Below are 22,353 nucleotides of genomic sequence, written 5' to 3' on the forward strand. Positions count from 1 at the left end.
CGTTTGGCCGCAAAGCGGCCAAACGCCTTGGACGCGGACACCTCCCCAGCGAAGCTGGGGAGGAGCATGAGAGATCGTCACGGTGCCACGATCGGGTCGAGCTTGTGCTTCTTGGCGTACTTCAACAGCCGGCCGTCGAGCTTGATGGTGTCGACGAACAGGTTGATGTAGTTCAGCCAGATCTGGTCGCCCGGCGGCACGACATAGGCGTAGGGCGTCACCGCGAGCTTGTCGGCCGGCAGGATGTAGGTCGCCCAGTCGAACTCGTCGGTGACCTTGATGGCCGTCGGGAAGTCGGTGAGGATGGCGTCGACGCGGCCGGCCACCAGCTCGGCCTCGCGGGTGTTGGGCGGGGCGATCGACACCACCGTGGCATTCTTGAGGTAGCCCTTCATGAACACCTCGATGTAGCTGCCGAGCGAGGCCGCGGCATTGATGCCCTTCTGATCGAGGTCCTCCCACTTCTTGACCTTGCTGTCCTTGCGCGTGACCACGTAGATGTTGGTGATCAGGTAGGGCTTGGAGAACTCGACCGCCTGCGCCCGCTTCAGCGTCGCGCCGACGCCGAACATGCCGATCTCGCACTTGCCCGCCTGCAGGTCGGCGATGAAGGTGGCGAAGCTCGATTCGACGATCTCGAGCTTGGCGTCGAGCTCCTTGGCCAGTTCCTTGGCGAGGTCGGCATCGATGCCCTCGATCTCGCCCGACTTGGGATTGCGGAACGAGATCGAGTAGTAGAGCGGAAACTGGCAGACCCTGAGCTTCTTGCTCTTGGTCACGTCGTAGAGACGCGACTGCGTCTGCTGCGCCGCGGCGTCCGGCGCCGCCATCGTCAGCCCGGCCATGCCGGCGAGGGCCAGCGCCCCCCAGATCGCCCTCATACCCATGATCCTCATACCTGTCGTCCTCACACCCATGATCGGCCTCCTCTCGTCACTCTTCCCCGTCAATCCTCGAACTGCTGCAGGAATCGCCTGGCCCGCTCGGTCTGCGGCGCATCGAAGAACTGCGCCCCCGGGGCCTGCTCGACGATCTCGCCGTGATCCATGAAGACCGTGCGCGTGCCGACATGGCGCGCGAAGCCCATCTCGTGGGTCACCACCAGCATCGTCATGCCTTCCTTCGCCAGCTGGCGCATGACCATCAGCACCTCGCGGCGCAATTCAGGGTCGAGCGCGCTGGTCGCCTCGTCGAACAGCAGCACCTTGGGCGACATGGCGAGCGCGCGGGCGATCGCCACGCGCTGCTGCTGGCCGCCCGACAGGCGCGCCGGATAGGCATCGCGCTTGTCCGACAGGTCGACCTTGGCCAGCAGTGCCTCGGCGACGGTGATCGCTTGGTCGCGCGGCAGGCGCTTCACCCTGAGCGGCGCCTCGATCAGATTCTCCAGCACCGACATATGCGGCCACAGATTGAAATGCTGGAACACCATGCCGATGTCGGAACGTACGGCGCGTTGCGCCGCCCTGGTCCGCCGATCGGGCTCGGGCGTCGCGATCGTCGTGCCCTGCATGACAATGCGGCCTTCGCTCGGCGCCTCCAGCAGGGCGAAGCAGCGCAGCAGCGTGGTCTTGCCCGACCCGCTCGGGCCGACCACGCAGACGACGTCGCGCTCCATGACCGGCAGCGTGACCCGGGTCAGCACCTGGTGCGTGCCGAACCGCTTGGTCACCTCTTCCGCCACGATGATGGGCGTCGTCACGCTTGTTGGTTCCTCGCTGATGAGCGGCGCTAGCGCCATGAATCCCGTCCCCTCCCGAAGCGAAGGTTACTCGTCCGGCTGACATAAGCAATTCCTATGCCCGCTCTTATTCCTCTCCAGCTTTGGCAGATGCTTTGCTACAAACGCTCACAGAAGGGGCGGGAATTCCGATAACGGGTGCTTATACGTCCATGGATGTCAAGCTGCTGGAAGCGTTCCGGGCGGTCGTCGACCATCGCTCGGTCACGGCGGCGGCCAGCGTGCTGGGGGTCACCCAGCCGGCCGTCAGCACGCAGATCGCGCGCCTCGAGGAGATGATCGGCTTTGCCCTGTTTGAGCGCTCGGGCGGCCGGCTCAAGCCCACCCCTGAAGGATTGTTGTTCTATGCCGAAGCCAATCGCGTGTTGAGCGAGGTCGATCGTCTGGCCACGACCACGGCCCAGATTCGCGAAGGCCAGGCGGGGCGGCTGGTGATCGCCAGCCACCCGTCGGCGGCGATCTCGCTGCTGCCGCCGCTGGTGGCCGATTTCCTGCAGTCGCGGCCCGGCGTCTCGGTGCGCCTGGTATCGCGCCATTCGGACGTCGTGAGCCAGCTCCTGCCGAGCGAGAGCTTCGATATCGGCATCGCCGAGCTGCCGATCGACGACACGGCGGTCAAGCTCGTGAAATACCGCATGCGCTGCGTCGCCATCCTGCCGCCGCGCCATCCGCTGGTGTCGCGCAAGGTGCTGACGCCCAAGCTGGTGGCCGAGCATCCGATGGTCCTGCCGGTGCGCTCCCAGCAGGTCCCGACGCGGATCTTCGCCGCCTTCGCCTCGGCCGGCGCGGCCTTGAACATCGTGGCGGAAGCCGAGTTCTTCGCCACCCTGTGCGCGCTGGTGGCGGCGGGCGCCGGCTGGTCGCTGGTCGATCGGCTGTCGGCCGCGAGCTTCTCCCATCTCGGCCTGGTCATCCGGCCGTTCGAGCCGGCGATCGTCTACGAGATCGGCGTCTTCCATCGCGCCGACCGCGAGCCGTCGGTGCTGGCGGCATCCTTCCTCGAGCTGCTGGAGGGCAAGCTCGGTGGCTGACGCGACAGTGTCCATGGCCTCAGGAGGACCGCTCGGGCTCGACCCGGCCATCGCCGCTGAGCTGCTGGCCGATCCCGGCCTGTGGCGCGACTTCAACGACATCTGCGATTGCGGCGGCCGGCTGGCCGGCACGGAGAGCGAGAAGCGCGCCTTCGCCCTGCTGCGCGAGCGCGTGCGGGCGGCGTCGCCGGCCAATTCCGGCCGCTCCATTCCCGTGCCCTACGGCGGCTGGCGGGCGAAGCGGGCGTTCCTGCGCCTGCCCGACGGCAGCCTCGCGGCGTGCCATCCGCTGGTTCGCACCATCGCGACGCCGCCGCAGGGTCTCACGGCCGAGGTGATCGATCTCGGCCGCGGCACGCCCGAGGAGTTCGAAGCGCACGCCGCCGAGATCGGGGGCCGCATCGTCCTGGTGCGCCACGAGCTGATGTTCGCGGCCGGCACCATCCATCGCCGGCGCAAGTACGACGCCGCGCGTGCTCATGGCGCGGCGGGGTTCCTGATCGCCGGCCCCTTGCTCGGCCATGTCGTTGCCGGATCCTCGGGCCGGCAGGCGGGCGACGGCATTCCCGCGCTCGGCATCGCGCCCGAGACGGCGGCGCGGCTTGCCCGTCGCGCGAAGGGCTATCCCACCGTCACCATGACGATCGAGACGGAGGAGGGGCCGGCCGAGACCGAGACCCTGCTCTATGACTATCCCGGCAGGACCGGCGAATGGGTCGTGCTGAGCGCCCATGTCGACGGCCATGACCTCGCCGAGAGCGCCATGGACAACGGCACCGGGCTCGCCTCGGTGCTCGCGGTGACGCGGGCGCTGGCGCCGCACGTGGCGGGCTTCCGTCGTGGCCTGCGGGTCATGTTCTTCAGCGTCGAGGAGTGGGCGCTCACCGGATCGGCGCAATATGTCGAGTCGCTCGGCGAGGCTGAGCGCCGCCGCATCGCGCTCAACGTCAATCTCGACTCGGTGGCCGGCAGCCCAAACCTCGCCGCCCTGACCAGCGGCTTCGGCGGCGTCGAGCCATTCGTCCTGGACGTCGCCGAAGCCAACGGGCTCGGCGTGCGCACCGTGCGCCCGCTGATGACCAATTCCGACCACGCCAACTTCGCCCAGGCCGGCATCCCCGCCCTGCGCCTCGTCGCCGGCTTCGATGACCCCGCCGCCAACCTCCGCCTCGTCCTCACCCCCGCCGACACGCGCGACAAGATCGGCCAGGGCGAGCTGCGCACGGCGACGATCTTCACGGCGGCCCTCGTCGCCGCCGCCTGCAATGCGGACCCGGCGGAAGTGGAGAGGTGGCGCAGCTAGTCAGGCGATGAAGAAGGGCTGACCGGGCGACGAAGCAAAGGTCCTCGCTTTGCTCGGGATGACATCATCTTTGTAGCAACACCCTCGATGTCATCCCGAGCGCAGCGAGGAACCTTTGCGCTCCTCTCACATCGCCGCCGTCCTCAGGAACTGCAGCAGCAGGCGGTTGACCTCGTCTGGCTGCTCCTGCTGCACCCAGTGGCCGGCGCCTTCGAGGAGGTGGATTTCCTTCATGCGGGTGCAGGCCGTCTTCTGCATGCGGTCGATGGCGCCGGGATTCTGGTAGATGCCCCAGTCGCTCAGGCCCGAGATGAAGGTCGCGGGCACGTCGATGGTTCGGCCGCTGAAGATCTCATGCTCGGCACCGAAGCGGCCGGTGGTGCGCACGCGATAGGCGTTGAGGCCACCTTGGAAGCCGGTGCGCATGTACTCGTCGCTGTAGACCTTGAGCTCGCGATCGGGCAGCCACGTGTTGTTGGCGATCTCGGCCGGCGTCGGCATCTCCTTGGCCACCGTCTCGGCCATACCGTCGGCCAGATCCATGATGTAGTAGGTCGGCATCTTGGCGAGCTCTTCGGCGATCCAGCCTTTCAGCGGGAACGGCTTGTTGGCTTTCCAGTCGGCGCTCTTGTGATGGTAGTAGGCGCGCAGGAAATCATGCACGCCTTGCCGGGCATGCCAGATGTTCGCGTTGGCGGGACGCGTCGAATAGTACCACTGGTAATGCTTGCGCGGCCGCGGCAGGGTTGCCATCGCGGCATGGATATCGGGGGGCGCGCCCGATGCGGATGGCTTGTCGGCGATGTCGAACGGCAGGGCGGGCAGGCCGCCGAAGGGAGCGCTCATCAGCACCATGCGCTTGAAGATGTCGGGCCGCACCAGGGCGGCGTACGAGGCGATGGAGGCGCCGAAATCGTGGCCGACGACAGCTTCCGCCGTTCGGTGCCCGAGCGCGAACAGCACGCCGACCGCGTCGCGCAGCAGGTTGGTGAAGCGAAAGCTCGCGAGGTCGCCGTCGTAGTCGGCGTCCCAGCCAGTCGTGCGTCCATAGCCGCGATGATCGGGCGCGATGGCATGGTAGCCGGCCGCCGCCAGCGCCGGCAGCACCTTGCGCCAACTGTAGGCCAGCTCGGGAAAGCCGTGCAGCAGCAGCACCGCCGACCGGCCCTTGGTCTCGAAGCCGGCTTCCAGCACGTGGATGTCGAGGCCGTTGATCCCAGGCAGGATGCGCGCACGCACGCCGGCGGGCAAGACAGAGGCGGAAAGCGCTTCCATGGTTCCAATCCGTGGGTCGTTGCAAAAGGACGGTCACAGCCTACGTTGAAGCTGTCGAAAATGGCAGGCCGGCGTGGGTCACCCGGCATTGGACGCGCCGGACTCCTGCGGGAAGGATCAGCGCCACGCTCCCTGCCGCCACGGCCCGCGCCGGCATCCCTGTCACGCCGGCAAGGGAAGAGGACCTCGGTCATGCAGCAGCAGATTTCGGTGATCACGCTCGGCATCGCGGACGTCGCGCGCTCGAAGCATTTCTATGTCGGCGGCTTCGGCTGGATGCCTGTGTTCGAGAACGCGGAGATCGTCTTCTACCAGATGAACGGCCTGATGCTGGGTACATGGCTCACCGGCGCGCTGGAAGCTGACATGCAACGGTCCGGCCTCGCCCGGCAAGGCGCATTCTCTGTCGCGCACAATGTTCGCTCGGAAGAGGACGTGCAGCCTCTGCTCGATCGACTGGCGGCGTACGGCGGCATGCCGCTGCGTGCCGCGGATAAGCCGCCGCCCGGCGGTTTACGCGGCTACGTCGCCGATCCTGACGATCACGTGTGGGAAATCGCTTTCAATCCGGCCTGGCCGATCTCCGTCGATGGTCGCGTGACATTCGGCCTGTGACACAGACAGTGAAGCCCGTCACTCGTGGTGCTCGGCCAGCTGGTTGAGCGCCCGCTCGACCTCGGCGACGACGCACTGTCGATAACCCAGCGATTCCGGCGAGAGTTCGTAGGACAGGCAGACTTCGCGCGCCTCTCGCGTCGCGCGCGCCTGCCGGCCGGCAACGTCGGGTTGGCCGCGATCGAAGGCCAGCGCCGCGCGGGCGACGCAGCCCTCGAACGCAGCCGTGCTCGGAGTCACGCCGTTCTCGAGACAGACCTGCTCGGCGAGAACCAGCGCTTGTCCCGTCTGGGCATCAGCCCGAGGAAGCACCGCGGCGGTCAGCGCCAGGGCGCCGAGGGTGACGATGATCATCATCTTGCGAGTCATGCGTCCTCCTTCCGGACCACGGCCGCGGTGGGTGGCGAGCTGTGGAGGCCGCTCAGCGACTAGTCGTTGGCGACCTGCGGCCCATACTTCGGCTCCTCGGTGGCGAAGACCAGCAGGGCCCGCGCTGCGGTTTCCTTGTCGATGCAGGCCTGCAGGCCGGACGTATTCATCTGCAGGCCGTACGACAGGCAGGCTTCGCGCGCGCGGGCCGCGACCCGGGCAAATTTGTAAGCCATCTCCGGCTCGCCCCATTCGAGCGAGCGGGTAGTCTGCGACAGGCAGTATTCATGGCCCTCCATTCCCGGCTTCAATCCCTGCTCCCGGCAGATCCGCTGGGCCAGGCTCTGGGCCGATACCGGCGGCACGGGTGGCAGGAAGGCGACAAAAGCCGCGACCAGCAGCGCGCTTCCGAGCGCTGCACCGGCATGCAATTGACTGTGAGTCATAGGATCCTCCTCAAACCCCTCGCGGGAGGTCGTGTGCCAATGAACGCGGCTGGTACGGGACAGGTTGCCGCGCTGTTCCGGTCGCAATGACACTTTTCGGCCGCAATCGGGCATAGTTTCAGGAACGGGAGCGGCAGAGTGCTGCCTGTCCCACGGCGATGAGATCCGCCGCTACGCTCAGGATGACATGACAGGAACCGCTCAGTAGCTCTTCGGCAGGCCGAGCATCCTTTCGGCGACGTAGCACAGGATGAGCTGCTCGCTGACCGGCGCGATGCGGGCGATCATGACCTCGCGCAGGAAGCGCTCGACGTGGAACTCCTTGGCGTAGCCGTAGCCGCCATGGGTGAGGATGGCGCGCTCGCAGGCGTCGTAGGCGGTGCGCGCGCCGAGGTACTTGGCCGAGTTCGCCTCGGCGCCGCATTCGCGGCCGTTGTCGTAGAGCCAGGCCGCCTTGAAGGTCAGCAGGTTGGCGGCCTCGAGCTGCATCCAGCTCTCGGCCAGCGGATGCTGGATCGCCTGGTTCTTGCCGATCGGCCGGCCGAACACGGTGCGCTCCTTGGCGTATTGAGTAGCCTTCGCGAGCGCGGCCTTGCCGATGCCGATTGCTTCGGCGGCGATCAGCACGCGCTCGGGGTTGAGCCCGTGCAGCAGGTAGTGGAAGCCCTTGCCTTCCTCGCCGATGCGGTCCTCGAGCGGCACCTTGAGGCCGTCGATGAACACCTGGTTGGTGTCGATCGCCTTGCGGCCCATCTTGTCGATCTCGCGCACCTCGATCTTGGAGCGGTCGAAGTCGGTGTAGAACAGCGACAGGCCGTCGGTCGCCCGCCGGCATTTGTCCTTGGGCGTGGTGCGGGCGATCAGCAGCATCTTGTCGGCGATCTGTGCCGTGGTGGTGAAGGTCTTCTTGCCGTGCACGATGTAGCCGTTGCCGTCGCGCTCGGCCTTGGTGTCGAGCGCCGTGGTGTTCAGCCCGGCATCCGGTTCGGTGACGGCGAAGCAGCCCTTGACCTTGCCCTTGATGATGTCGGGCAGGATGCGCTTCTTCTGCTCGTCGGTGCCGAACACGACGATCGGGTTGGGCCCGAAGATGTTGAGATGGATCGCCGATGCGCCCTGCAGGGCCGCACCCGACTCGGCCACGGTCTGCATGAGGAGCGCGGCCTCGGTGATGCCGAGCCCGGCACCGCCATATTCCTCCGGCATGGCGATGCCGAGCCAGCCGGCATCGGCCATCGCCTGGTAGAAGTCCGCCGGGAAGCCGCCCTCCTTGTCCTTCTTCAGCCAATACTTGTCGTCGAATTGCGCACACAGCTTGGCGACGCTGTCCTTGATCGCGAGCTGGTCTTCGGAGAAGGCGAAATCCATGTCGGTCCTTTCAATCTGTTCCTCCCCAGCTTCGCTGGGGAGGTGTCCGCGAAGCGGACGGAGGGGTCATGGGCAACGGAACTGAGGCTCATGACCCCTCCGTCGCCGTATCGGCATTTTGGCCGCAGAGCGGCCAAAAGCCTTTGACGGCGACACCTCCCCAGCGATGCGCTGGGGAGGAAGGTTTGCTACCTATTCACCCCCAGCCAGCCCATCAGGAGGCGGTTGAACTGCTCGGGCCGCTCGACGTTGGGCAGGTGGCGCGCCTTGGCGATGCCTTCGTAGCGGCCGCCAGGGATCTTCGACGCGATGAGCTGGTTGCGGTCAGGCGGGGTGCCGGCATCCTCGTCACCGCAAATCACCAGGGTCGGAACCTTGATGGTGGGCAGGCGATCCTCGTAGTTGAAGTTCTGGATCGCCGACGCGCAGCCGAGGAAGCCGGCCGGCGTCGTGTTGCTGATCGTGTCGCGCACCTCGCGCCAGCGCGTCGCGTTGACCTGCTTGAACTCGTCGGTGAACCAGCGCTCCATGGTGCTGTCGGCGAGCGCCGCCAAGGTGCCGGCCTTGCGCACGACCGCCTTGCGCTCGTCCCACGCCCCGGTCGAGCCGGGCGGCGTCGACGGCTGGGTGTCGCACAGCGTCAGCGACAGCAGCCGATCGGGATTGGCCAACGCGAAGCCCTGGCCGATCATGCCGCCGATCGACAGCCCGACATAGTGCACCTTGGCGATGCCCAGCACGTCGAGCGCGCCTTTGACGTCGGCAGCGAGGGCGTCCATCGTGTAGTCGCCCTCGACCGGGCTGCTGCCGCCGTGGCCCCGCATGTCGAGGCGCAGCACGCGATAGCCGGCGCCGAGCAGCGGCACCATTTGCTCGACCCACATGCCGCCATCGGCATTGAGCGAATGGGTGAAGCAAACGGTCGGCGCACCCTGCGGGCCGGCGAGGTCGAAGTAGATCTTGCGGTTGTCGTGAGCGAGCAGCATGGGTCGTGCCTCCGATATTGTAGCCTTCACATCGCCGAGATGCCGCCGTCGATGACGACTTCCGAGCCGGTCATGAAGCTCGATTCGTCCGAGGCGAGGAACACCAGGGCCCAGCCCACTTCCTCGGGCCGGCCGAGTCGGCCGATCGGCACCTGGCGGCCGAGCTTCTGCTGCATCACCTCGTTGCCGAAGCGGTCTCGGTAGCGGTCGAGAATCGGCGTATCGATGAAGGTCGGGTGCACCGAGTTGCAGCGGATGTTGTAGCCCGACTTGGCGCAGTGCAGCGCCACCGACTTGCTGAGCAGCCGCACGCCCGCCTTGGCCGAGTTGTAGGCCGCCATGTTGGCGCCGGCGATGATGCCCGAGATCGACGAGATGTTGATCACGGAGCCGCCCAGCCGATGGGTGTGCTTCTTGATCTCGGCAACGCCGTGCTTGCAGCCGAGGAAGACGCCGTCGAGGTCGATGGCATGGACGCGCCGCCATTCCTCGAGCGTGATGTCCTCCACCGTCTTGCCCAGACCGATGCCGGCTGAGTTCACCAGCACGTGCAGCGCCCCGAACTTGTCGATGGCCTCGGCGATGGCGGCCTTCCAGTTGTCCTCGCTGGTGACGTCGAGCTTCACGAAATGGCCGGCCGAGCCCAGCTTGTCGGCCACCGCCCTGCCGCGGTCGACGGCGATGTCGGCGACCACGACCTTGGCGCCTTCCTGGGCCATCAGGGCGGCCGCGTTCGCGCCCAGTCCCGATGCGCCGCCCGTGATCAGCGCCACCTTGCCTGCCAGCCGGTCGGTCATGCTCGTTTCCTTCCTGCTCTTGCCTCGCGGTGCGCGATGTAGCTCGTGGCGGTCACGATGATCGCGGCTCCCACGAAGGTCCAGATGTCGGAGGTCTTGCCCCAGACCGCGACGTCCATCAAGGCGGCCCACACGATGCCGAGGAACGTGATGGGTTGCAGGGCGGAAATGTCGAGCAGGCGATAGGCCCAGGTGATGAAGAAGTAGCCCAGCGTGCCGAACACGCCCATGGACAGGAAGAGGCCGAGTTGCGCCAGGCTCGGCGTCTGCCAATACCACAAGCCGAGCGGCGCGAAGCAGATCATGCCGACGAGGCTCTGCCAGAACACCACGCCGGCCGGCCGATCGCGGCCGGAAACCACCTTGCCCACGAGGTTGGAGCCGGCCATCAGCGGCACTGCCAGAAGCATCATCAGGATGCCGGGGTTCAGCTCGCCGAAGCCCGGCCGCACGATCACCAGCATGCCGGCGAAGCCGACGGCGACGGCGGCCCAGCGTCGCCAGTGCACCGTCTCGTGCAGGAAGACCACGGCGCCGATGGTGACGAAGATCGGCCCGGTGAAGCCCAGAGCCGCCATGGTGGCGAGCGGCAGCCACACCACCGCCTCGTACCACAGGCCATAGCCGGTGGTGTGGAACAGGCCGCGGAAGGCGTGAAGCTTCAGATCCTGCGTGTGGAGGCCGGCGATGCCCGTGCGCCAGAGCAGCCAGGGCGTGATCACGGCGAGACCGGCGATCCAGCGTCCCCAGGCCACGAACAGCGGCGGCATCTCGCTCGCCAGCTCCTTCACCGAGCCGTTGAGGAAGTTGAAGAAGATGCCCGAGACGACGGCCAGCACGAAGCCGCGCGCCGTGCGCGAGGGAATCAGGCGCGAGAGCGAATCGATTTCGACGGCCGGGGCAGACATTGGCACCGGGCTTGCCTGTGCGGCGAGCGACGGTCAAGCTCGCGGCACGGAGGGGGTTTCTCGATGCGGCTTCGCTTGTACGGATTGTCGATCGCCATTCTGTTGGCCTGTGCTGGCACGGCGGCGGCGCAGGAGTCCTACCCCAACCGTCCGGTGCGCTGGATCGTGCCGTTCGTGGCAGGTGGGCCGACCGACACGCTGTCGCGCATCCTCACGGCGCGGCTCGGCGAGATCTGGGGCCAGAGCGTCGTGGTCGAGAACAAGGGCGGCGCGTCGGGCGCGATCGGCGCCGACCTCGTGGCCAAGGCGGCGCCCGACGGCTACACGGTGATGCTGGGCACGCAGAGCACCAATGCGTCGAACATCCTGTTCTTTCCCAACCTGCCTTACGATCCGATCAAGGACTTCCAGCCGCTGACCTTGATCGGCACGGCCTGCATGGCGCTGGTGATTCCGCCGTCAGTGCCGGCGAATACGGCGAAGGAGTTCGTCGACTGGGTCAAGAAGCAGGACGGCGGCGTCGCTTACGCCTCGGCCGCGCCCGGCAGCTCCCAGCATGTCGCCGCCGAGCTGCTGGTGAAGCGGACCGGCATCAAGGCCACGCACGTGCCCTATCGCGGCAGTGCAGCCGCCATGCCGGACCTGATGAGCGGTCGCATCGCCTACATGTTCGACAATCTGCCCTCCGCGCTGCCGCAGGCGCGGGCCGGCAAGGTCAAGGCGCTGGCCCAGACCTGCGCCAAGCGCTCGCCATCGGCACCGGACCTGCCGACGATGGAGGAGGCGGGCTTCCCCGACTTCGCGATCGAAGGCTGGTACGGCATCTTCGCGCCGGCGAGGACGCCGCGGCCGATCGTCGACAAGCTCTCGGCCGACATCAACAAGGTGCTGATGGAGCCGGCCTCGCTGGAGCGCTGGAAGACCCTGGGCTTCGATCCGATCGGCACCACCCCGGAGGCCTTTGCCGAGCGCCAGAAGGCCGACCTCGCCTACTGGAAACGCATGATCGACGACACCGGCATCAAGGTGGAATAGACTGCGAGCCCGAGGAGGACCTCCATGGACACCATCGTTGCCCGCCGCACCCTCGATACGACGCCCGTCGCGCCCTCTCTGTTCGCGCACTTCGTGTTGCGCTCGTCCAACATGCCGAAGCTGGTCGACTGGTACTGCACCGTGCTCAACATGCACGTCGTGCAGCGCAACGACTTCATCTGCTTCATGACCTACGACGACGAGCATCACCGGCTGGCGGTCGTCAATGTCGAGGGCCTGCACGAGCCCGACCAGAAGTCGTGGGGCCTGGCGCATGTCGCCTACACCTTCCGCGACATCGGCCAGCTTCTGTCGACCTGGCGCCGCCTCAAGGACCAGGGCATCGAGCCCTACCGGCCGATCCATCACGGCCCGACGATCTCGATGTACTATCGCGATCCGGACGGCAATTCGGTCGAGCTACAGGTCGATCGCTTCAAGACCAAGGAAGAGTGCGCGGCCTATTTCACCTCGGACGCCTTCCGCAAGAACCCGATCGGCGTTGCCTACGATCCGGCCGAGATGGCTGCCGCCTACGAGGCGGGCATGCCCGAGAGCGACCTCATGAAGTTGCCCGATGGGCCGCCGGCGCCGCTCGGCTCGGCCCGTCGCTAGTCATCGGGCTAGCTCGAGAACAGTAGGACCAGCGCTGTCCCGCCGATGGCGACGACGGCGAACGCTACGCCGATGATCATGAAGCGGCGTGGCCGGTAGGTGTCCTGGTCGATGGTCCGCGCCACGTGAAGATAGTGCCACGAGGCGCCGAGCATGATCAGGATGCCGAACGCGATCATGCCGATGCCGACTGTCTCGGCGTGGCGATTGACGGCCTGCTCCGACGCCGGCGTGCGATGGAACTCCAGCAGGAACAGGCTGAAGCGGTTCAGCGCCACGCCGAAGGTCATGACCGCGATCGACGTGCGTACCCAGGCCAGGATGGTCCGCTCGTTGGCGAGATGCTCGGTCACGTGCTGGGCTTTGGGCTTCGGCTGATCCACTGAGGCCTCCCGGGCGGGCAAAGAAAAGGGCGCGACCCCGGCAGGATCGCGCCCTGATTAAACCCCTCCCCAGCTCGGCTGGGGAGGTGCCCCCGTAATCGGGGGGCGGAGGGGCCATAGGCCCCAGTCCCGCTGCTCATGACCCCTCCGTCGCCGTGGGACGGCGACACCTCCCCAGCGAAGCTGGGGAGGAGAATGAGAGAGCGAAGACCGTCAGTTGTACTTCGCGATCTCGATGCGGCCGACCTGGTCGCGATGGACCTCGTCCGGGCCGTCGGCCAGGCGCAGCGTGCGCTGGTGGGCGTACATGCTGGCGAGCTTGAAGACCTGGCTGACGCCGCCCGCGCCGTGCAGCTGCAGGCAGCGGTCGACCACCTTGGAGCTGATGTTGGGCACCGCCACCTTGATCATGGCGATCTGTTGGCGCGCTTCCTTGTTGCCGTACTTGTCCATCGCCCAGGCCGCCTTCAGCACCAGCAGACGGGCCATGTCGATCTCCATGCGCATGTCGGCGACATGGGCCTTGGTCACGCCCATCTCGGAGATGCGCTGGCCGAAGGCGACGCGGCTCTTGGCGCGCTTGATCGCCATCTCGAGCGCCCGCTCGGCGACGCCGATGGCGCGCATGCAGTGATGGATGCGGCCCGGGCCGAGGCGGCCCTGGGCGATCTCGAAGCCGCGGCCCTCGCCCAGCAGGATGGCCGACTTGGGCACCCGCACGTTGTCGTAGATCACCTCGGCATGGCCGTGCGGCGCGTCGTCGTAGCCGAACACGTGCAGCATCTTGACGATCTTGATGCCGGGCGTGTCGCGCGGCACCACGATCATCGATTGCTGGCGGTAGGCCGGCGCGTTGGGGTCGGACTTGCCCATCAGGATGATGACCTTGCAGCGCGGGTCGCCCATGCCCGACGACCACCATTTGCGGCCGTTGATGACGTAATCGTTGCCATCGGCCTCGATGCGGCATTCGACGTTGCGCGCGTCCGACGAGGCGACGGCCGGCTCGGTCATGGCGAAGCACGAGCGAATCTCGCCGTTGAGCAGCGGCTTCAGCCATTTCTCCTTGTGCTCGGCCGAGCCGTAGCGGGCGAACACTTCCATGTTGCCGGTGTCGGGGGCCGAGCAGTTGACCGACTCCGAGGCGATCGAGGAGCGGCCCAGCACCTCGCAGATCGGAGCGTAGTCGAGGTTGGAGAGCCCCATCGTGCCATGCGTGTCGCCCGAAGCCCGGTCGGCCGGCAGGAACATGTTCCACAGGCCGCGCTTCTTCGCCTCGGCCTTGCACTCTTCGAGAACCGGCGGCAGCGACCAGCGGTCCTTGGCCTTCTCCATCTGCTCCTCGTAGACGGGCTCGGCCGGGTAGATGACCTCGTCCATGTACTTGTTGAGCTTCTCCAGCAGCGCCTTGCTGCGATCGGAGTATTCGAAATCCATATGGCCTCTCCCTCTCAGTGCTGCGGCGGAATGTGGCCGAAAACCGGGCCGATGTGAACGGGCATTCAGGCCGCACCCGCCTGTTCGCGCAGCGAATGGGCGTGCGTCAGATGGTTGCGGCGCATCGGCCGCAGCACGAGCAGCGCCAGGACGGCTGCCAGCGCGTTCATGGCGGCGGCCAGGAAGACCACGTGCCAGCTTCTTGATTTACGTCAAGCGTCGGCCGATGCCAGGCCGATACAAGATAGAGTGGCAGGCCATGGGATCAGGTTGTCGCTATCGACATTGGTGTCCCAGAAGCGGAGCGCGCGCCCGATGAAGAGCGGTTTGGCCCTGTTGCAGCTGTGGCTGATAGCGAGTGCAATCTGGATGATCGGATGGATCATCATGATCAACAGCAATTGTGCGTCGGGACACTCTGAAGCCTTGGTTTGCCGTCCCGACTTCCTGCAGCACATTTCCGCCTTTCTTGCGTCCCGCAACGTGACGATGATGGAGTTCGCGCTGTGGGGCTTGACGGTTCCCGTCGCTGCCCTGGTTGCCATCATCGCTGGATACGCCGGCTTTCGCCTTCTCCGCCAGGGCAAGCCAGATCCGTAGGCCATTCCCACGGTTGGAGCTCGTGCCCCTGAGCTTCTTGACCGATCCGGGTGCTCGCAGCCATGGCTGAAGCAGTCGCGCAAGACGATCGTCCTAAAGGCTTGCCTGCCGAAGGCGGGCGCTCCTAAATCTGGCAAAGATTGCTTTGGGAGTAACGCCGTTGGACGCTGTCATGAGCACGCCCTTCAAGCCGATCGAGTTCCTGAGCCGCGACGTGCGCGTCGACCGGCGCGACGACGGCACCATCATCCTGCAGTCGAACCACCGACTGAAACCCTACGAGAGGCACGTGCCGGCGTTCCTGGCGAAGTGGGCGGCCCAGGCGCCCGACCGGGTGTGGCTGGCGCAGCGCCGAGGGCCCGACCGCGAATGGCTGAAGCTTGCTTACGGCGAGGCCAAGCGGCAGGTCGATGCGGTGACGCAGGCGCTGATCGAGCGCGGCTTCGGGCCGGACAAGCCCGTGATGATCCTGTCGTCGAACTCGATCGAGTTCGCCCTTCTCAGCATGGCGGCGATGCAGGCGCGCGCGCCGCTCGCCCCGGTGTCGCCGGCCTACTCGGTGATGAGCCAGGATCATGCGAAGCTGCGCTATGTGTTCGACCTCATCAAGCCCGGCCTGGTGTTCGTGCAGAACGGCGAAATCTACGCCCGCGCCCTGAAGGCGCTCGACCTCGAGGGCGTGCTGCTGGTCCATGTCGACAAGGCGCCGCCCGAGAGGCAGTCGCTGCCGTGGAGCGAGCTTCTCGCGGCGCGGCCGACCGAGGCCGTCGACCGCTCGGTCGAGGCGATCGAGCCGGGCACGACGGCCAAGTTCCTGTTCACCTCGGGCAGCACCGGCATGCCCAAGGCGGTGATCAACACCCAGGAGATGATGTGCGCCAACCTGGCGATGGGCCAGATGGCGCGCACGCGCCGGCCCGAGGATCCGCCGGGGGTCATGCTCGACTGGCTGCCGTGGAACCACACGATGGGCGGCAATGCCACCTTCCAGGGCAATCTTGCCGACGGCGGCACGACCTACATCGACGACGGCAAGCCGCTGCCCGGCCTGTTCGAGGAGACGCTGCGCAATCTGCGCGAGATCTCGCCGACCTATTTCGCCAACGTGCCGGCCGGCTACGCCATGCTGGCGACGGCGCTGGAGAACGACGACGCCCTGGCGCGACGGTTCTTCAAGAACCTGAATTCGCTCGCCTATGGCGGCGCCACCCTGCCGTCCGACCTCTACGAGCGCATGGAGACGCTGGCGGTCAAGTACACCGGCTTCCGGCTGCCCTTCGTCACCGGCTGGGGCTCGACCGAGACCGCGCCGACGGCGACCACCGTGCACTGGGCCTCCGAGCGGGTCGGCCTGATCGGCCTGCCGTTCCCCGGCGTGCAGCTCAAGCTCGTGCCGACCGGCGAGGAGGGGCGCTACGAGCTCAGGCTCAAGAGCGTGATCGTGACGCCGGGCTATTACCGCCAGCCCGAGCTCACGGCGCAGATGTTCGACGAGGAGGGCTTCTACAGGATCGGCGATGCCGGCCGCTTCGTCGATCCCGAGGACCCGAGCTGGGGCCTGATCTTCGACGGCCGGGTGGTCGAGGATTTCAAGCTGATGAGCGGCACCTTCGTGCTGGTGGGGACGCTGCGCACGACGGCCATCGCGGCGGCGAGCCCGGTGCTTCAGGACGCCGTGATCTGCGGCCAGGACCGCGACTATGCCGGCCTGCTGGGCTTTCCCAATATCGCCGCCTGCCGCCAGCTCGCCGGCGCGGAGGGTGCCAAGCTCCCGCCCTCCGAGCTGCTCGCCCATCCCGCGGTGGTCGGCGCCCTGCGCGAGGGGCTCGGCCGCATGAACCGCGAGGGCAAGGGCTCGTCGATGCGCATCAAGCGCGCAGTGCTGATGGCCGAGCCGCCCTCGGTCGACGGCCACGAGATCACCGACAAGGGCTATATCAACCAGCGCGCCACCCTCGAACGCCGCAAGGCGCTGGTCGACCGGCTCTACGCCGGCGGCGAGGGCGTGATCGAGATCGGGTAGTTCATGGTCCTCCCCAACTTTGTTGGGGAGGTGTCGTCGTCATACGACGACGGAGGGGTCATGAGTCTCAGGCGCAACCTCCTCCCATGACTCGTGACCCCTCCGTCCGCGATTACGCGGACACCTCCCCAGAGAAGCTTCGCTTCGCTGGGGAGGGGATGAGAGGTCCGCGACTGGCGAAACGGCGTCCCTGCAAAGGTTGACACGCTGTCCTGCAATATCGATGCTCGCTACGGAACTTACGCCAGCGTAAGTCGAAAAGACGCAAGAATAAGTACGGAGGAAACAATGGCCGATCGTTCATCCGCGGGCGCGCTCGCGCGGCGTCGCTTCATCGGCACGGGACTGGGCGGCATCGGCCTGCTGGCCTTCGATCTGCCGGGATCGCGCGACGCGCGCGCCCAGACGGCCGGGCTGCTGCGCGTGTCGGCCAACGTCAATCCGTCGACGCTCGATCCGACGACCGGGCGCAGCGGCGGCGATCACCAGTTCCTCTATCCGCTGTACGACACCCTGGTGCAGTGGGAGCCGAAGACCGGCGAGCCCAGGCCGGGGCTTGCCCAATCATGGACCTACAAGGACGACACCACCCTGGTGCTCGAGCTGCGCCCCGGCCTCGCCTTCCATGACGGCACGCCGCTCGACGCCGAAGCCGTGAAGTTCAACCTCGATCGCAGCCGCACCGACCAGCGCTCCAACATCAAGGTCGATCTCGCCTCCATCGACTCGGTCGAGGCGACCGGTCCGACCACCGTCACGCTGAAGCTCAAGGCGTCGGATCGGTCGCTGCCGCTGATCCTGTCGGATCGCGCCGGCATGATGGCCTCGCCGACGGCGATCAAGGCCGGCGGCGGCGCCATCGACCGAAATCCGGTAGGGGCGGGACCGTGGAAGTTCGTCAAGTGGGAGGACAACACGATCGTCGCCTACGAGCGCAATCCCGCCTACTGGAACAAGAGCGAGCCCAAGGTCGACAAGCTCGACATGCGGATCATCCCCGAGGTGGCGACGGGCGTGCGCTCGGTGCTGGCCGGCGAGAACGACATCGTCGTGACGGTGCCGCCGGTGCAGAAGGTCGTGCTCGAGCGCTCGGGCAAGGTCAACGTCTTCGCCAACCCGTCGCTCTATCTGCACATGGTCTATCTCGACTACGCCAAGCCGCCGCTCAACGACATCCGCGTGCGCCGGGCGATGAACCTCGCGATCGATCGCAACGTGTTCAACACGGCGACGATGGGCGGCCTCGGCGAGCCGGGGACAACCCTGTACCCCAAGAGCTACTGGCCGCACGACGCGTCGCTGACCAGCATCCTCGCCTACGATCCGGACAAGGCAAAGGCGCTGATCAAGGAGGTCGGCACGGAAGTGTCGATCAACGGCATCTCCGCCTCGGACCAGGCCTCGGTGCAGCGCCAGGAGCTGCTGATCGAGATGTGGCAGCGCGTCGGCATCAAGGCGCGCGTGCGCTCGACCTCGACGCCGGAAGCCTCGAGCGCCTTCTTCGCGCAGCGCTCGACCGACTTCTTCATCGCCGCGCTGACGGCGCGGCCCGACCCGTCGATGGGCTGCTTCATCCTGTTCAGCAAGGATTCGTTCTACAACGGCGGCCATCAGGAGATCCCCGGCATGGAGGCGGCGCTGGCCGAGTCGCGGGCGGGCGCCACCCAGGAGCAGCGCAAGCAGGGCCTGTCCAAGGTCCAGCGCATCGCCTGCGAGCAGGCGGTGTTCATCCCGCTGCTGTTCGAGGTGAGCGTGATCGGCGTCAGCAAGAAGTTCACCGGCTTCCAGCCCAACCTGTTCGGGCGGCCGCGCTACGAGACCGTCGCGGCGGGGTAGGGCCAGGCCATGCTCGACCCCCGCATGCCGCCGCGCGATGAATGCGTGATGCGCGACCTGATCGACCGGCGCGCCCGCGAGGTCCCCGACCAGCCCTTCGCGATCTTCGCCGACGGCTCGAGCTGGAGCTACGGCGCGCTGCGGCGCCGGGTCCGCGACTGCGCCGAGGGGCTGCACCGGCTGGGCGTGCGCCAGGGCGATTTCGTGCTGGTCTGGCTGCCCAACGGCTCGGTGTGCCTCAGGGTCATGCTGGCCCTGAACTATCTCGGCGTGGTCTACGTGCCGATCAACACCGGTTATCGCGGCGGCCTGCTCGAGCACGTGGTCGAGAACTCGGGCGCCCGCCTGATGATCGGCGATGCGACGCTGGTGCCGCGCCTGGCCGACGTCAAGCACGCCGAGCTGCGGAGCATCGTCACCATCGGCGGAACGGCCGAGGTCCCCGGCCTCTCCATGCTCGACGAGGGCGTCCTCGACGGCGACGGCAGGCGCCTGCCGGCGTTCGAGCGCGAGGTCGAGCCGTGGGACACGCTGTCCGTCATCTACACCTCGGGCACGACCGGGCCGTCGAAGGGCGTGCTGTCGTCGTCGCTGCAGATGTATTCGACCTTCATCCCCAACAACATCCTGCGCCCCGAGGACAGGACGCTGGTCAACCTGCCGATGTTCCATGTCGGCGGCGCCGGGCCGATCTGGGCGACCATGATGCGCGGCGGCTCGTTCGCCATGGTCGAATCGTTCCGCACCAGCGAGTTCTGGCCGACCATCCGCGCCTTCGGGGTCAGCCACACGATCCTGCTCGGCGCCATGACCTCGTTCCTGCTCAAGGAGCCGCCATCGCCGGACGATCGTGACCATCCCTTGAAGCGCGTGTCGATGATCCCGCTCAGCGACCAGCACCGCGAATTCTCCGAACGCTTCGGGGTCGAGATCCATACCGGCTTCAACATGACCGAGATCTCCTCGCCGCTGGCCTCCGGCGCCAACCCGACGATCGACGGCACCTGCGGGCGGCCGCGCGCCGGCGTGGAGCTGCGCATCGTCGACGAGAACGATTGCGAGGTGCCGGCCAATGTCGTGGGCGAGCTGATCGTGCGCACCGACATGCCGTATGCCTTGAACCACGGCTACCATCGCAATCCCGAGGCGACGGCCCGCGCCTGGCGCAACGGCTGGTTCCACACCGGCGATGCCTTCCGCCGCGACGAGCAGGGCAACTTCTTCTTCGTCGACCGCATGAAGGACGCCATCCGCCGGCGCGGCGAGAACATCTCCTCCTTCGAGGTCGAGAAGGAGATCGTGGCGCATGACGACGTGCGCGACGTGGCCGTCGTCGCCGTGCCGAGCGAGTTCGGCGAGGACGAGGTCATGGCGGTGATGAGCCCCGTGCCGGGCCGCGACATCGATTTCCCCGCCCTGGTCGAGTTCCTGCGCCCGCGGCTCGCCCATTTCATGGTGCCGCGCTACTTCCGCATCATCCCCGACCTGCCGCGCACGCCGACCCAGAAGGTGCAGAAGCACCTGCTGCGCTCCGAAGGCGTCACCGCCGACACGTGGGATCGCGAGAAGGCTGGCATCGTGATCAGGCGCGAGCGGCTGGCGCAGAGGTCGACGGCGTGATTCATCACTTTTCATTCTCCTCCCCGGCATTTTCATCCTCCTCCCCAGCTTTTTCATTCTCCTCCCCAGCTCCGCTGGGGAGGTGCCCCGTCATACGGGGCGGAGGGGTCATGAGTCACAAAGGCAGCGGTCCCATGACTCATGACCCCTCCGTCGCCGCAAGACGGCGACACCTCCCCAACAAAGTTGGGGAGGAGAATGACCATCGAACCAGCAAGGCCCCATGACGACCGATCCCGGCGAAGACCTCGACACCCGCCGCCGCGCGATTCGCGCGATGGGCGGCGCCGCCAAGCTGCAGGCGCGCCGCGCGCGCGGCATCCTGAATGCGCGCGAGCGCATCGATCTCCTGTGCGAGCCCGGCACGTTCAGCGAGATCGGCGAGTTCGCCCATTCGGCGCGTGTCGAGGACAAGCATCGCACGCCGGCCGACGGTATCGTCACCGGCTTCGGCAAGGTCGACGGGCGGGACGTCGCGATGGCGTCGTTCGACCTGACGACGCTCGGCGCCTCGTCGTCCGTGGTGAACATCCGCAAGCTCGGCTTCCTCAAGGACAGCGCCTCGCGCGCCGGCATCCCCTGCGCCTTCCTGATCGAATCGGCCGGTGCGCGCATGCCCGACATCCAGGGCGCGGTCGGCATGGGCCGCATCGGCCAGCTCTCGGGCACGCGCCGTGATCGCGACGTGCCCTGGGTCTCGGCCGTGCTCGGGCCGTGCTACGGCATGGGCACGTGGTACGCCGTGCTGTCGGATTTCGCCGTGATGCGCCGTGACGCGACCTTCTCGGTATCGAGCCCCAAGGTCACCTCGGTGGCCTTGAGCCAGGAAGTGACGCCCGAGGAGCTGGGCGGCTCCGACCTGCATGCCGACACGACCGGCCAGATCGACCTGGTGACCGACACCGATGCCGAGGCGATCGCGGCGCTGCGCTCCTTCCTCGCCCTCCTGCCCGCCAACTGCCGCGAGGCGCCGCCGGCCGGCCGCGGGCCGGTGGCTGCGCATCCGGCGGAGGCCGTCGACGCGCTGGTCCCGGCGGCCCGCAACAAGATCTACGACGGCCGCAAGCTGGTCGAGCTGCTGGCCGATGTCGGCTCGGTGATGCCATTCCGGCCGCGCTACGGCGTCACGCTGGAGACGGCGCTGGCGCGCATCGACGGCCGCACGGTCGGCATCATTGCCAGCAACCCGCGGCGCAAGGGCGGCGCCATTGACGGCCCGTCGTGCAACAAGATGACCGAGTTCATCGTGCTGTGCGACAGCTTCAACATCCCGCTGGTGCTGCTCGCCGACACGCCGGGCTTCCTGGTCGGACTGCAGGCCGAGCAGGAGGGCGTTGCCGGCAAGATCATGAACAACCTGCGCGCCCTGGCGCTCGCGACCGTCCCGAGGATCGCCGTGGTGGTGCGCAAGAGCTACGGCCAGGCCTATCTCAACCTCGGCGGCGGGCTCGCCGACGCGTTGGCTGTGATGACGACCGGCGAGGTCGGCTTCGTCGATCCGTCGGTTGCCGTCAGCGTGGTCCACAATCGCCGCCGGCAGGACGGCGACAAGGAATACCAGGCATTGCTGCAGGGCATGGTGGTCAGCAACTCGCCGTACGAGCTCGCCGGCATCTTTGCCGGCCACGCGGTGATCAGGCCCGGCGAGACGCGGCAGTGGGTGAGCCGCATGCTCGATGTCTATGCGCGGCGCCTGACCGGCGGCATCGGCCAGCATCGCCTGTCGACCTGGCCGACCAGCCTGTAGAACAGGCGGGCCAGCGCGATTCCATGTCCTTTCTTTTCCGTCATCCCCAGCGAAGCCCGGCGTATGGGCGCGCCTTTCATTCTCCTCCCCAGCTTCGCTGGGGAGGTGCCCCGTCATACGGGGCGGAGGGGTCATGAGCCCCAGTCCCGCTGCTCATGACCCCTCCGTCGCCGAAGACGGCGACACCTCCCCAACAGAGTTGGGGAGGAGAATGAAAG

Annotated in this window: 22 protein-coding genes; 10 read left to right on the forward strand and 12 right to left on the reverse strand. The window is 67.0% G+C overall.

All coding sequences use genetic code 11. From position 1 onward, the window contains the following. Nucleotides 1–77: 77 nt before the first annotated feature. A complete protein-coding gene (locus ACILR9_RS18370) occupies nucleotides 78–881 on the reverse strand; it encodes an ABC transporter substrate-binding protein (RefSeq protein WP_395711400.1) in 804 nt (267 codons plus the stop codon). 65 nt (nucleotides 882–946) lie between these two features. Next, nucleotides 947–1,690, reverse strand: a complete 744-nt coding sequence (locus ACILR9_RS18375; protein WP_395711498.1) for an amino acid ABC transporter ATP-binding protein — start codon at nucleotides 1,688–1,690, stop codon at nucleotides 947–949. Nucleotides 1,691–1,893: 203 nt separating this feature from the next. Between ACILR9_RS18375 and ACILR9_RS18380 the strand changes: the two genes are divergently transcribed. Both ACILR9_RS18380 and ACILR9_RS18385 read left to right on the forward strand, forming a co-directional pair. Continuing rightward, on the forward strand, nucleotides 1,894–2,772 hold the full coding sequence (locus ACILR9_RS18380; RefSeq protein ID WP_395711401.1) for a LysR family transcriptional regulator: 879 nt from the start codon (nucleotides 1,894–1,896) through the stop codon (nucleotides 2,770–2,772). Then, complete coding sequence (locus tag ACILR9_RS18385) at nucleotides 2,765–4,075, forward strand: M28 family peptidase (protein WP_395711402.1); 1,311 nt, start codon at nucleotides 2,765–2,767, stop codon at nucleotides 4,073–4,075. The genes ACILR9_RS18380 and ACILR9_RS18385 overlap by 8 nt, the downstream gene beginning before the upstream one ends. A gap of 126 nt (nucleotides 4,076–4,201) precedes the next feature. Here ACILR9_RS18385 and ACILR9_RS18390 read toward each other — a convergent pair whose 3' ends face one another. Beyond that, complete coding sequence (locus tag ACILR9_RS18390; protein WP_395711403.1) at nucleotides 4,202–5,350, reverse strand: alpha/beta fold hydrolase; 1,149 nt, start codon at nucleotides 5,348–5,350, stop codon at nucleotides 4,202–4,204. A gap of 192 nt (nucleotides 5,351–5,542) precedes the next feature. Between ACILR9_RS18390 and ACILR9_RS18395 the strand changes: the two genes are divergently transcribed. Then, entirely contained in the window at nucleotides 5,543–5,965 is a 423-nt protein-coding gene (locus ACILR9_RS18395; RefSeq protein ID WP_395711404.1) for a VOC family protein, read from the forward strand. 18 nt (nucleotides 5,966–5,983) lie between these two features. Here ACILR9_RS18395 and ACILR9_RS18400 read toward each other — a convergent pair whose 3' ends face one another. The 6 genes from ACILR9_RS18400 to ACILR9_RS18425 form a co-directional block, all read right to left on the reverse strand. Next, nucleotides 5,984–6,334 (reverse strand): hypothetical protein, encoded by a 351-nt coding sequence (locus tag ACILR9_RS18400; RefSeq protein ID WP_395711405.1) that lies wholly within the window; start codon nucleotides 6,332–6,334, stop codon nucleotides 5,984–5,986. 59 nt (nucleotides 6,335–6,393) lie between these two features. After that, complete coding sequence (locus ACILR9_RS18405; protein WP_395711406.1) at nucleotides 6,394–6,780, reverse strand: hypothetical protein; 387 nt, start codon at nucleotides 6,778–6,780, stop codon at nucleotides 6,394–6,396. A 201-nt stretch (nucleotides 6,781–6,981) separates the two neighbouring features. Further along, complete coding sequence (locus ACILR9_RS18410) at nucleotides 6,982–8,148, reverse strand: acyl-CoA dehydrogenase family protein (RefSeq protein ID WP_395711407.1); 1,167 nt, start codon at nucleotides 8,146–8,148, stop codon at nucleotides 6,982–6,984. Nucleotides 8,149–8,336: 188 nt separating this feature from the next. Next, nucleotides 8,337–9,134, reverse strand: coding sequence for an alpha/beta fold hydrolase (locus ACILR9_RS18415; RefSeq protein ID WP_395711408.1), 798 nt, complete (start codon nucleotides 9,132–9,134; stop codon nucleotides 8,337–8,339). A 26-nt stretch (nucleotides 9,135–9,160) separates the two neighbouring features. Beyond that, nucleotides 9,161–9,931, reverse strand: a complete 771-nt coding sequence (locus ACILR9_RS18420; protein ID WP_395711409.1) for a glucose 1-dehydrogenase — start codon at nucleotides 9,929–9,931, stop codon at nucleotides 9,161–9,163. Continuing rightward, on the reverse strand, nucleotides 9,928–10,839 hold the full coding sequence (locus ACILR9_RS18425; RefSeq protein ID WP_395711410.1) for a DMT family transporter: 912 nt from the start codon (nucleotides 10,837–10,839) through the stop codon (nucleotides 9,928–9,930). The genes ACILR9_RS18420 and ACILR9_RS18425 overlap by 4 nt, the downstream gene beginning before the upstream one ends. A 63-nt stretch (nucleotides 10,840–10,902) precedes the next feature. Here ACILR9_RS18425 and ACILR9_RS18430 point away from each other — a divergent pair, with 63 nt between their 5' ends. Both ACILR9_RS18430 and ACILR9_RS18435 read left to right on the forward strand, forming a co-directional pair. Continuing rightward, complete coding sequence (locus tag ACILR9_RS18430; protein WP_395711411.1) at nucleotides 10,903–11,874, forward strand: Bug family tripartite tricarboxylate transporter substrate binding protein; 972 nt, start codon at nucleotides 10,903–10,905, stop codon at nucleotides 11,872–11,874. A 24-nt stretch (nucleotides 11,875–11,898) separates the two neighbouring features. Beyond that, nucleotides 11,899–12,489 (forward strand): VOC family protein, encoded by a 591-nt coding sequence (locus ACILR9_RS18435; RefSeq protein WP_395711412.1) that lies wholly within the window; start codon nucleotides 11,899–11,901, stop codon nucleotides 12,487–12,489. Nucleotides 12,490–12,497: 8 nt separating this feature from the next. Here the strand turns inward: ACILR9_RS18435 and ACILR9_RS18440 are convergent, their stop codons facing one another. The 3 genes from ACILR9_RS18440 to ACILR9_RS18450 all read right to left on the reverse strand — a co-directional run bounded on the left by ACILR9_RS18440 (nucleotide 12,498) and on the right by ACILR9_RS18450 (nucleotide 14,500). Then, the gene (locus ACILR9_RS18440; RefSeq protein ID WP_395711413.1) at nucleotides 12,498–12,872 is read right to left on the reverse strand and encodes a YidH family protein; all 375 of its coding nucleotides are present in this window, start codon (nucleotides 12,870–12,872) and stop codon (nucleotides 12,498–12,500) included. 213 nt (nucleotides 12,873–13,085) lie between these two features. Beyond that, on the reverse strand, nucleotides 13,086–14,309 hold the full coding sequence (locus tag ACILR9_RS18445) for an acyl-CoA dehydrogenase family protein (RefSeq protein ID WP_395711414.1): 1,224 nt from the start codon (nucleotides 14,307–14,309) through the stop codon (nucleotides 13,086–13,088). A 65-nt stretch (nucleotides 14,310–14,374) separates the two neighbouring features. Further along, nucleotides 14,375–14,500: a hypothetical protein gene (locus ACILR9_RS18450; protein WP_395711415.1), complete on the reverse strand. Its 126-nt coding sequence runs from the start codon at nucleotides 14,498–14,500 to the stop codon at nucleotides 14,375–14,377. Nucleotides 14,501–14,624: 124 nt separating this feature from the next. Here ACILR9_RS18450 and ACILR9_RS18455 point away from each other — a divergent pair, with 124 nt between their 5' ends. From ACILR9_RS18455 to ACILR9_RS18475, 5 genes are all read left to right on the forward strand, one after another. Continuing rightward, nucleotides 14,625–14,909: a hypothetical protein gene (locus ACILR9_RS18455; protein WP_395711416.1), complete on the forward strand. Its 285-nt coding sequence runs from the start codon at nucleotides 14,625–14,627 to the stop codon at nucleotides 14,907–14,909. Nucleotides 14,910–15,081: 172 nt separating this feature from the next. After that, the gene (locus tag ACILR9_RS18460) at nucleotides 15,082–16,932 is read left to right on the forward strand and encodes an AMP-binding protein (RefSeq protein WP_395711417.1); all 1,851 of its coding nucleotides are present in this window, start codon (nucleotides 15,082–15,084) and stop codon (nucleotides 16,930–16,932) included. Nucleotides 16,933–17,220: 288 nt separating this feature from the next. Continuing rightward, entirely contained in the window at nucleotides 17,221–18,768 is a 1,548-nt protein-coding gene (locus ACILR9_RS18465; RefSeq protein WP_395711418.1) for an ABC transporter substrate-binding protein, read from the forward strand. A gap of 9 nt (nucleotides 18,769–18,777) precedes the next feature. Then, nucleotides 18,778–20,388, forward strand: coding sequence for an AMP-binding protein (locus tag ACILR9_RS18470; RefSeq protein WP_395711419.1), 1,611 nt, complete (start codon nucleotides 18,778–18,780; stop codon nucleotides 20,386–20,388). 223 nt (nucleotides 20,389–20,611) lie between these two features. Beyond that, on the forward strand, nucleotides 20,612–22,135 hold the full coding sequence (locus ACILR9_RS18475) for an acyl-CoA carboxylase subunit beta (RefSeq protein WP_395711420.1): 1,524 nt from the start codon (nucleotides 20,612–20,614) through the stop codon (nucleotides 22,133–22,135). Nucleotides 22,136–22,353: the final 218 nt, after the last annotated feature.

This window comes from Reyranella sp., from assembly GCF_044224635.1.
Classification (GTDB): domain Bacteria; phylum Pseudomonadota; class Alphaproteobacteria; order Reyranellales; family Reyranellaceae; genus Reyranella.

Coding starts and splice junctions, on each gene's coding strand:
- ACILR9_RS18370 (WP_395711400.1), bottom strand. CDS start 881: ATGAGGGCGATCTGGGGGGCGCTGGCCCTCGCCGGCATGGCCGGGCTG.
- ACILR9_RS18380 (WP_395711401.1), top strand. CDS start 1,894: ATGGATGTCAAGCTGCTGGAAGCGTTCCGGGCGGTCGTCGACCATCGC.
- ACILR9_RS18390 (WP_395711403.1), bottom strand. CDS start 5,350: ATGGAAGCGCTTTCCGCCTCTGTCTTGCCCGCCGGCGTGCGTGCGCGC.
- ACILR9_RS18395 (WP_395711404.1), top strand. CDS start 5,543: ATGCAGCAGCAGATTTCGGTGATCACGCTCGGCATCGCGGACGTCGCG.
- ACILR9_RS18400 (WP_395711405.1), bottom strand. CDS start 6,334: ATGACTCGCAAGATGATGATCATCGTCACCCTCGGCGCCCTGGCGCTG.
- ACILR9_RS18405 (WP_395711406.1), bottom strand. CDS start 6,780: ATGACTCACAGTCAATTGCATGCCGGTGCAGCGCTCGGAAGCGCGCTG.
- ACILR9_RS18410 (WP_395711407.1), bottom strand. CDS start 8,148: ATGGATTTCGCCTTCTCCGAAGACCAGCTCGCGATCAAGGACAGCGTC.
- ACILR9_RS18415 (WP_395711408.1), bottom strand. CDS start 9,134: ATGCTGCTCGCTCACGACAACCGCAAGATCTACTTCGACCTCGCCGGC.
- ACILR9_RS18420 (WP_395711409.1), bottom strand. CDS start 9,931: ATGACCGACCGGCTGGCAGGCAAGGTGGCGCTGATCACGGGCGGCGCA.
- ACILR9_RS18425 (WP_395711410.1), bottom strand. CDS start 10,839: ATGTCTGCCCCGGCCGTCGAAATCGATTCGCTCTCGCGCCTGATTCCC.
- ACILR9_RS18430 (WP_395711411.1), top strand. CDS start 10,903: ATGCGGCTTCGCTTGTACGGATTGTCGATCGCCATTCTGTTGGCCTGT.
- ACILR9_RS18435 (WP_395711412.1), top strand. CDS start 11,899: ATGGACACCATCGTTGCCCGCCGCACCCTCGATACGACGCCCGTCGCG.
- ACILR9_RS18445 (WP_395711414.1), bottom strand. CDS start 14,309: ATGGATTTCGAATACTCCGATCGCAGCAAGGCGCTGCTGGAGAAGCTC.
- ACILR9_RS18455 (WP_395711416.1), top strand. CDS start 14,625: ATGAAGAGCGGTTTGGCCCTGTTGCAGCTGTGGCTGATAGCGAGTGCA.
- ACILR9_RS18460 (WP_395711417.1), top strand. CDS start 15,082: ATGAGCACGCCCTTCAAGCCGATCGAGTTCCTGAGCCGCGACGTGCGC.
- ACILR9_RS18465 (WP_395711418.1), top strand. CDS start 17,221: ATGGCCGATCGTTCATCCGCGGGCGCGCTCGCGCGGCGTCGCTTCATC.
- ACILR9_RS18470 (WP_395711419.1), top strand. CDS start 18,778: ATGCTCGACCCCCGCATGCCGCCGCGCGATGAATGCGTGATGCGCGAC.
- ACILR9_RS18475 (WP_395711420.1), top strand. CDS start 20,612: ATGACGACCGATCCCGGCGAAGACCTCGACACCCGCCGCCGCGCGATT.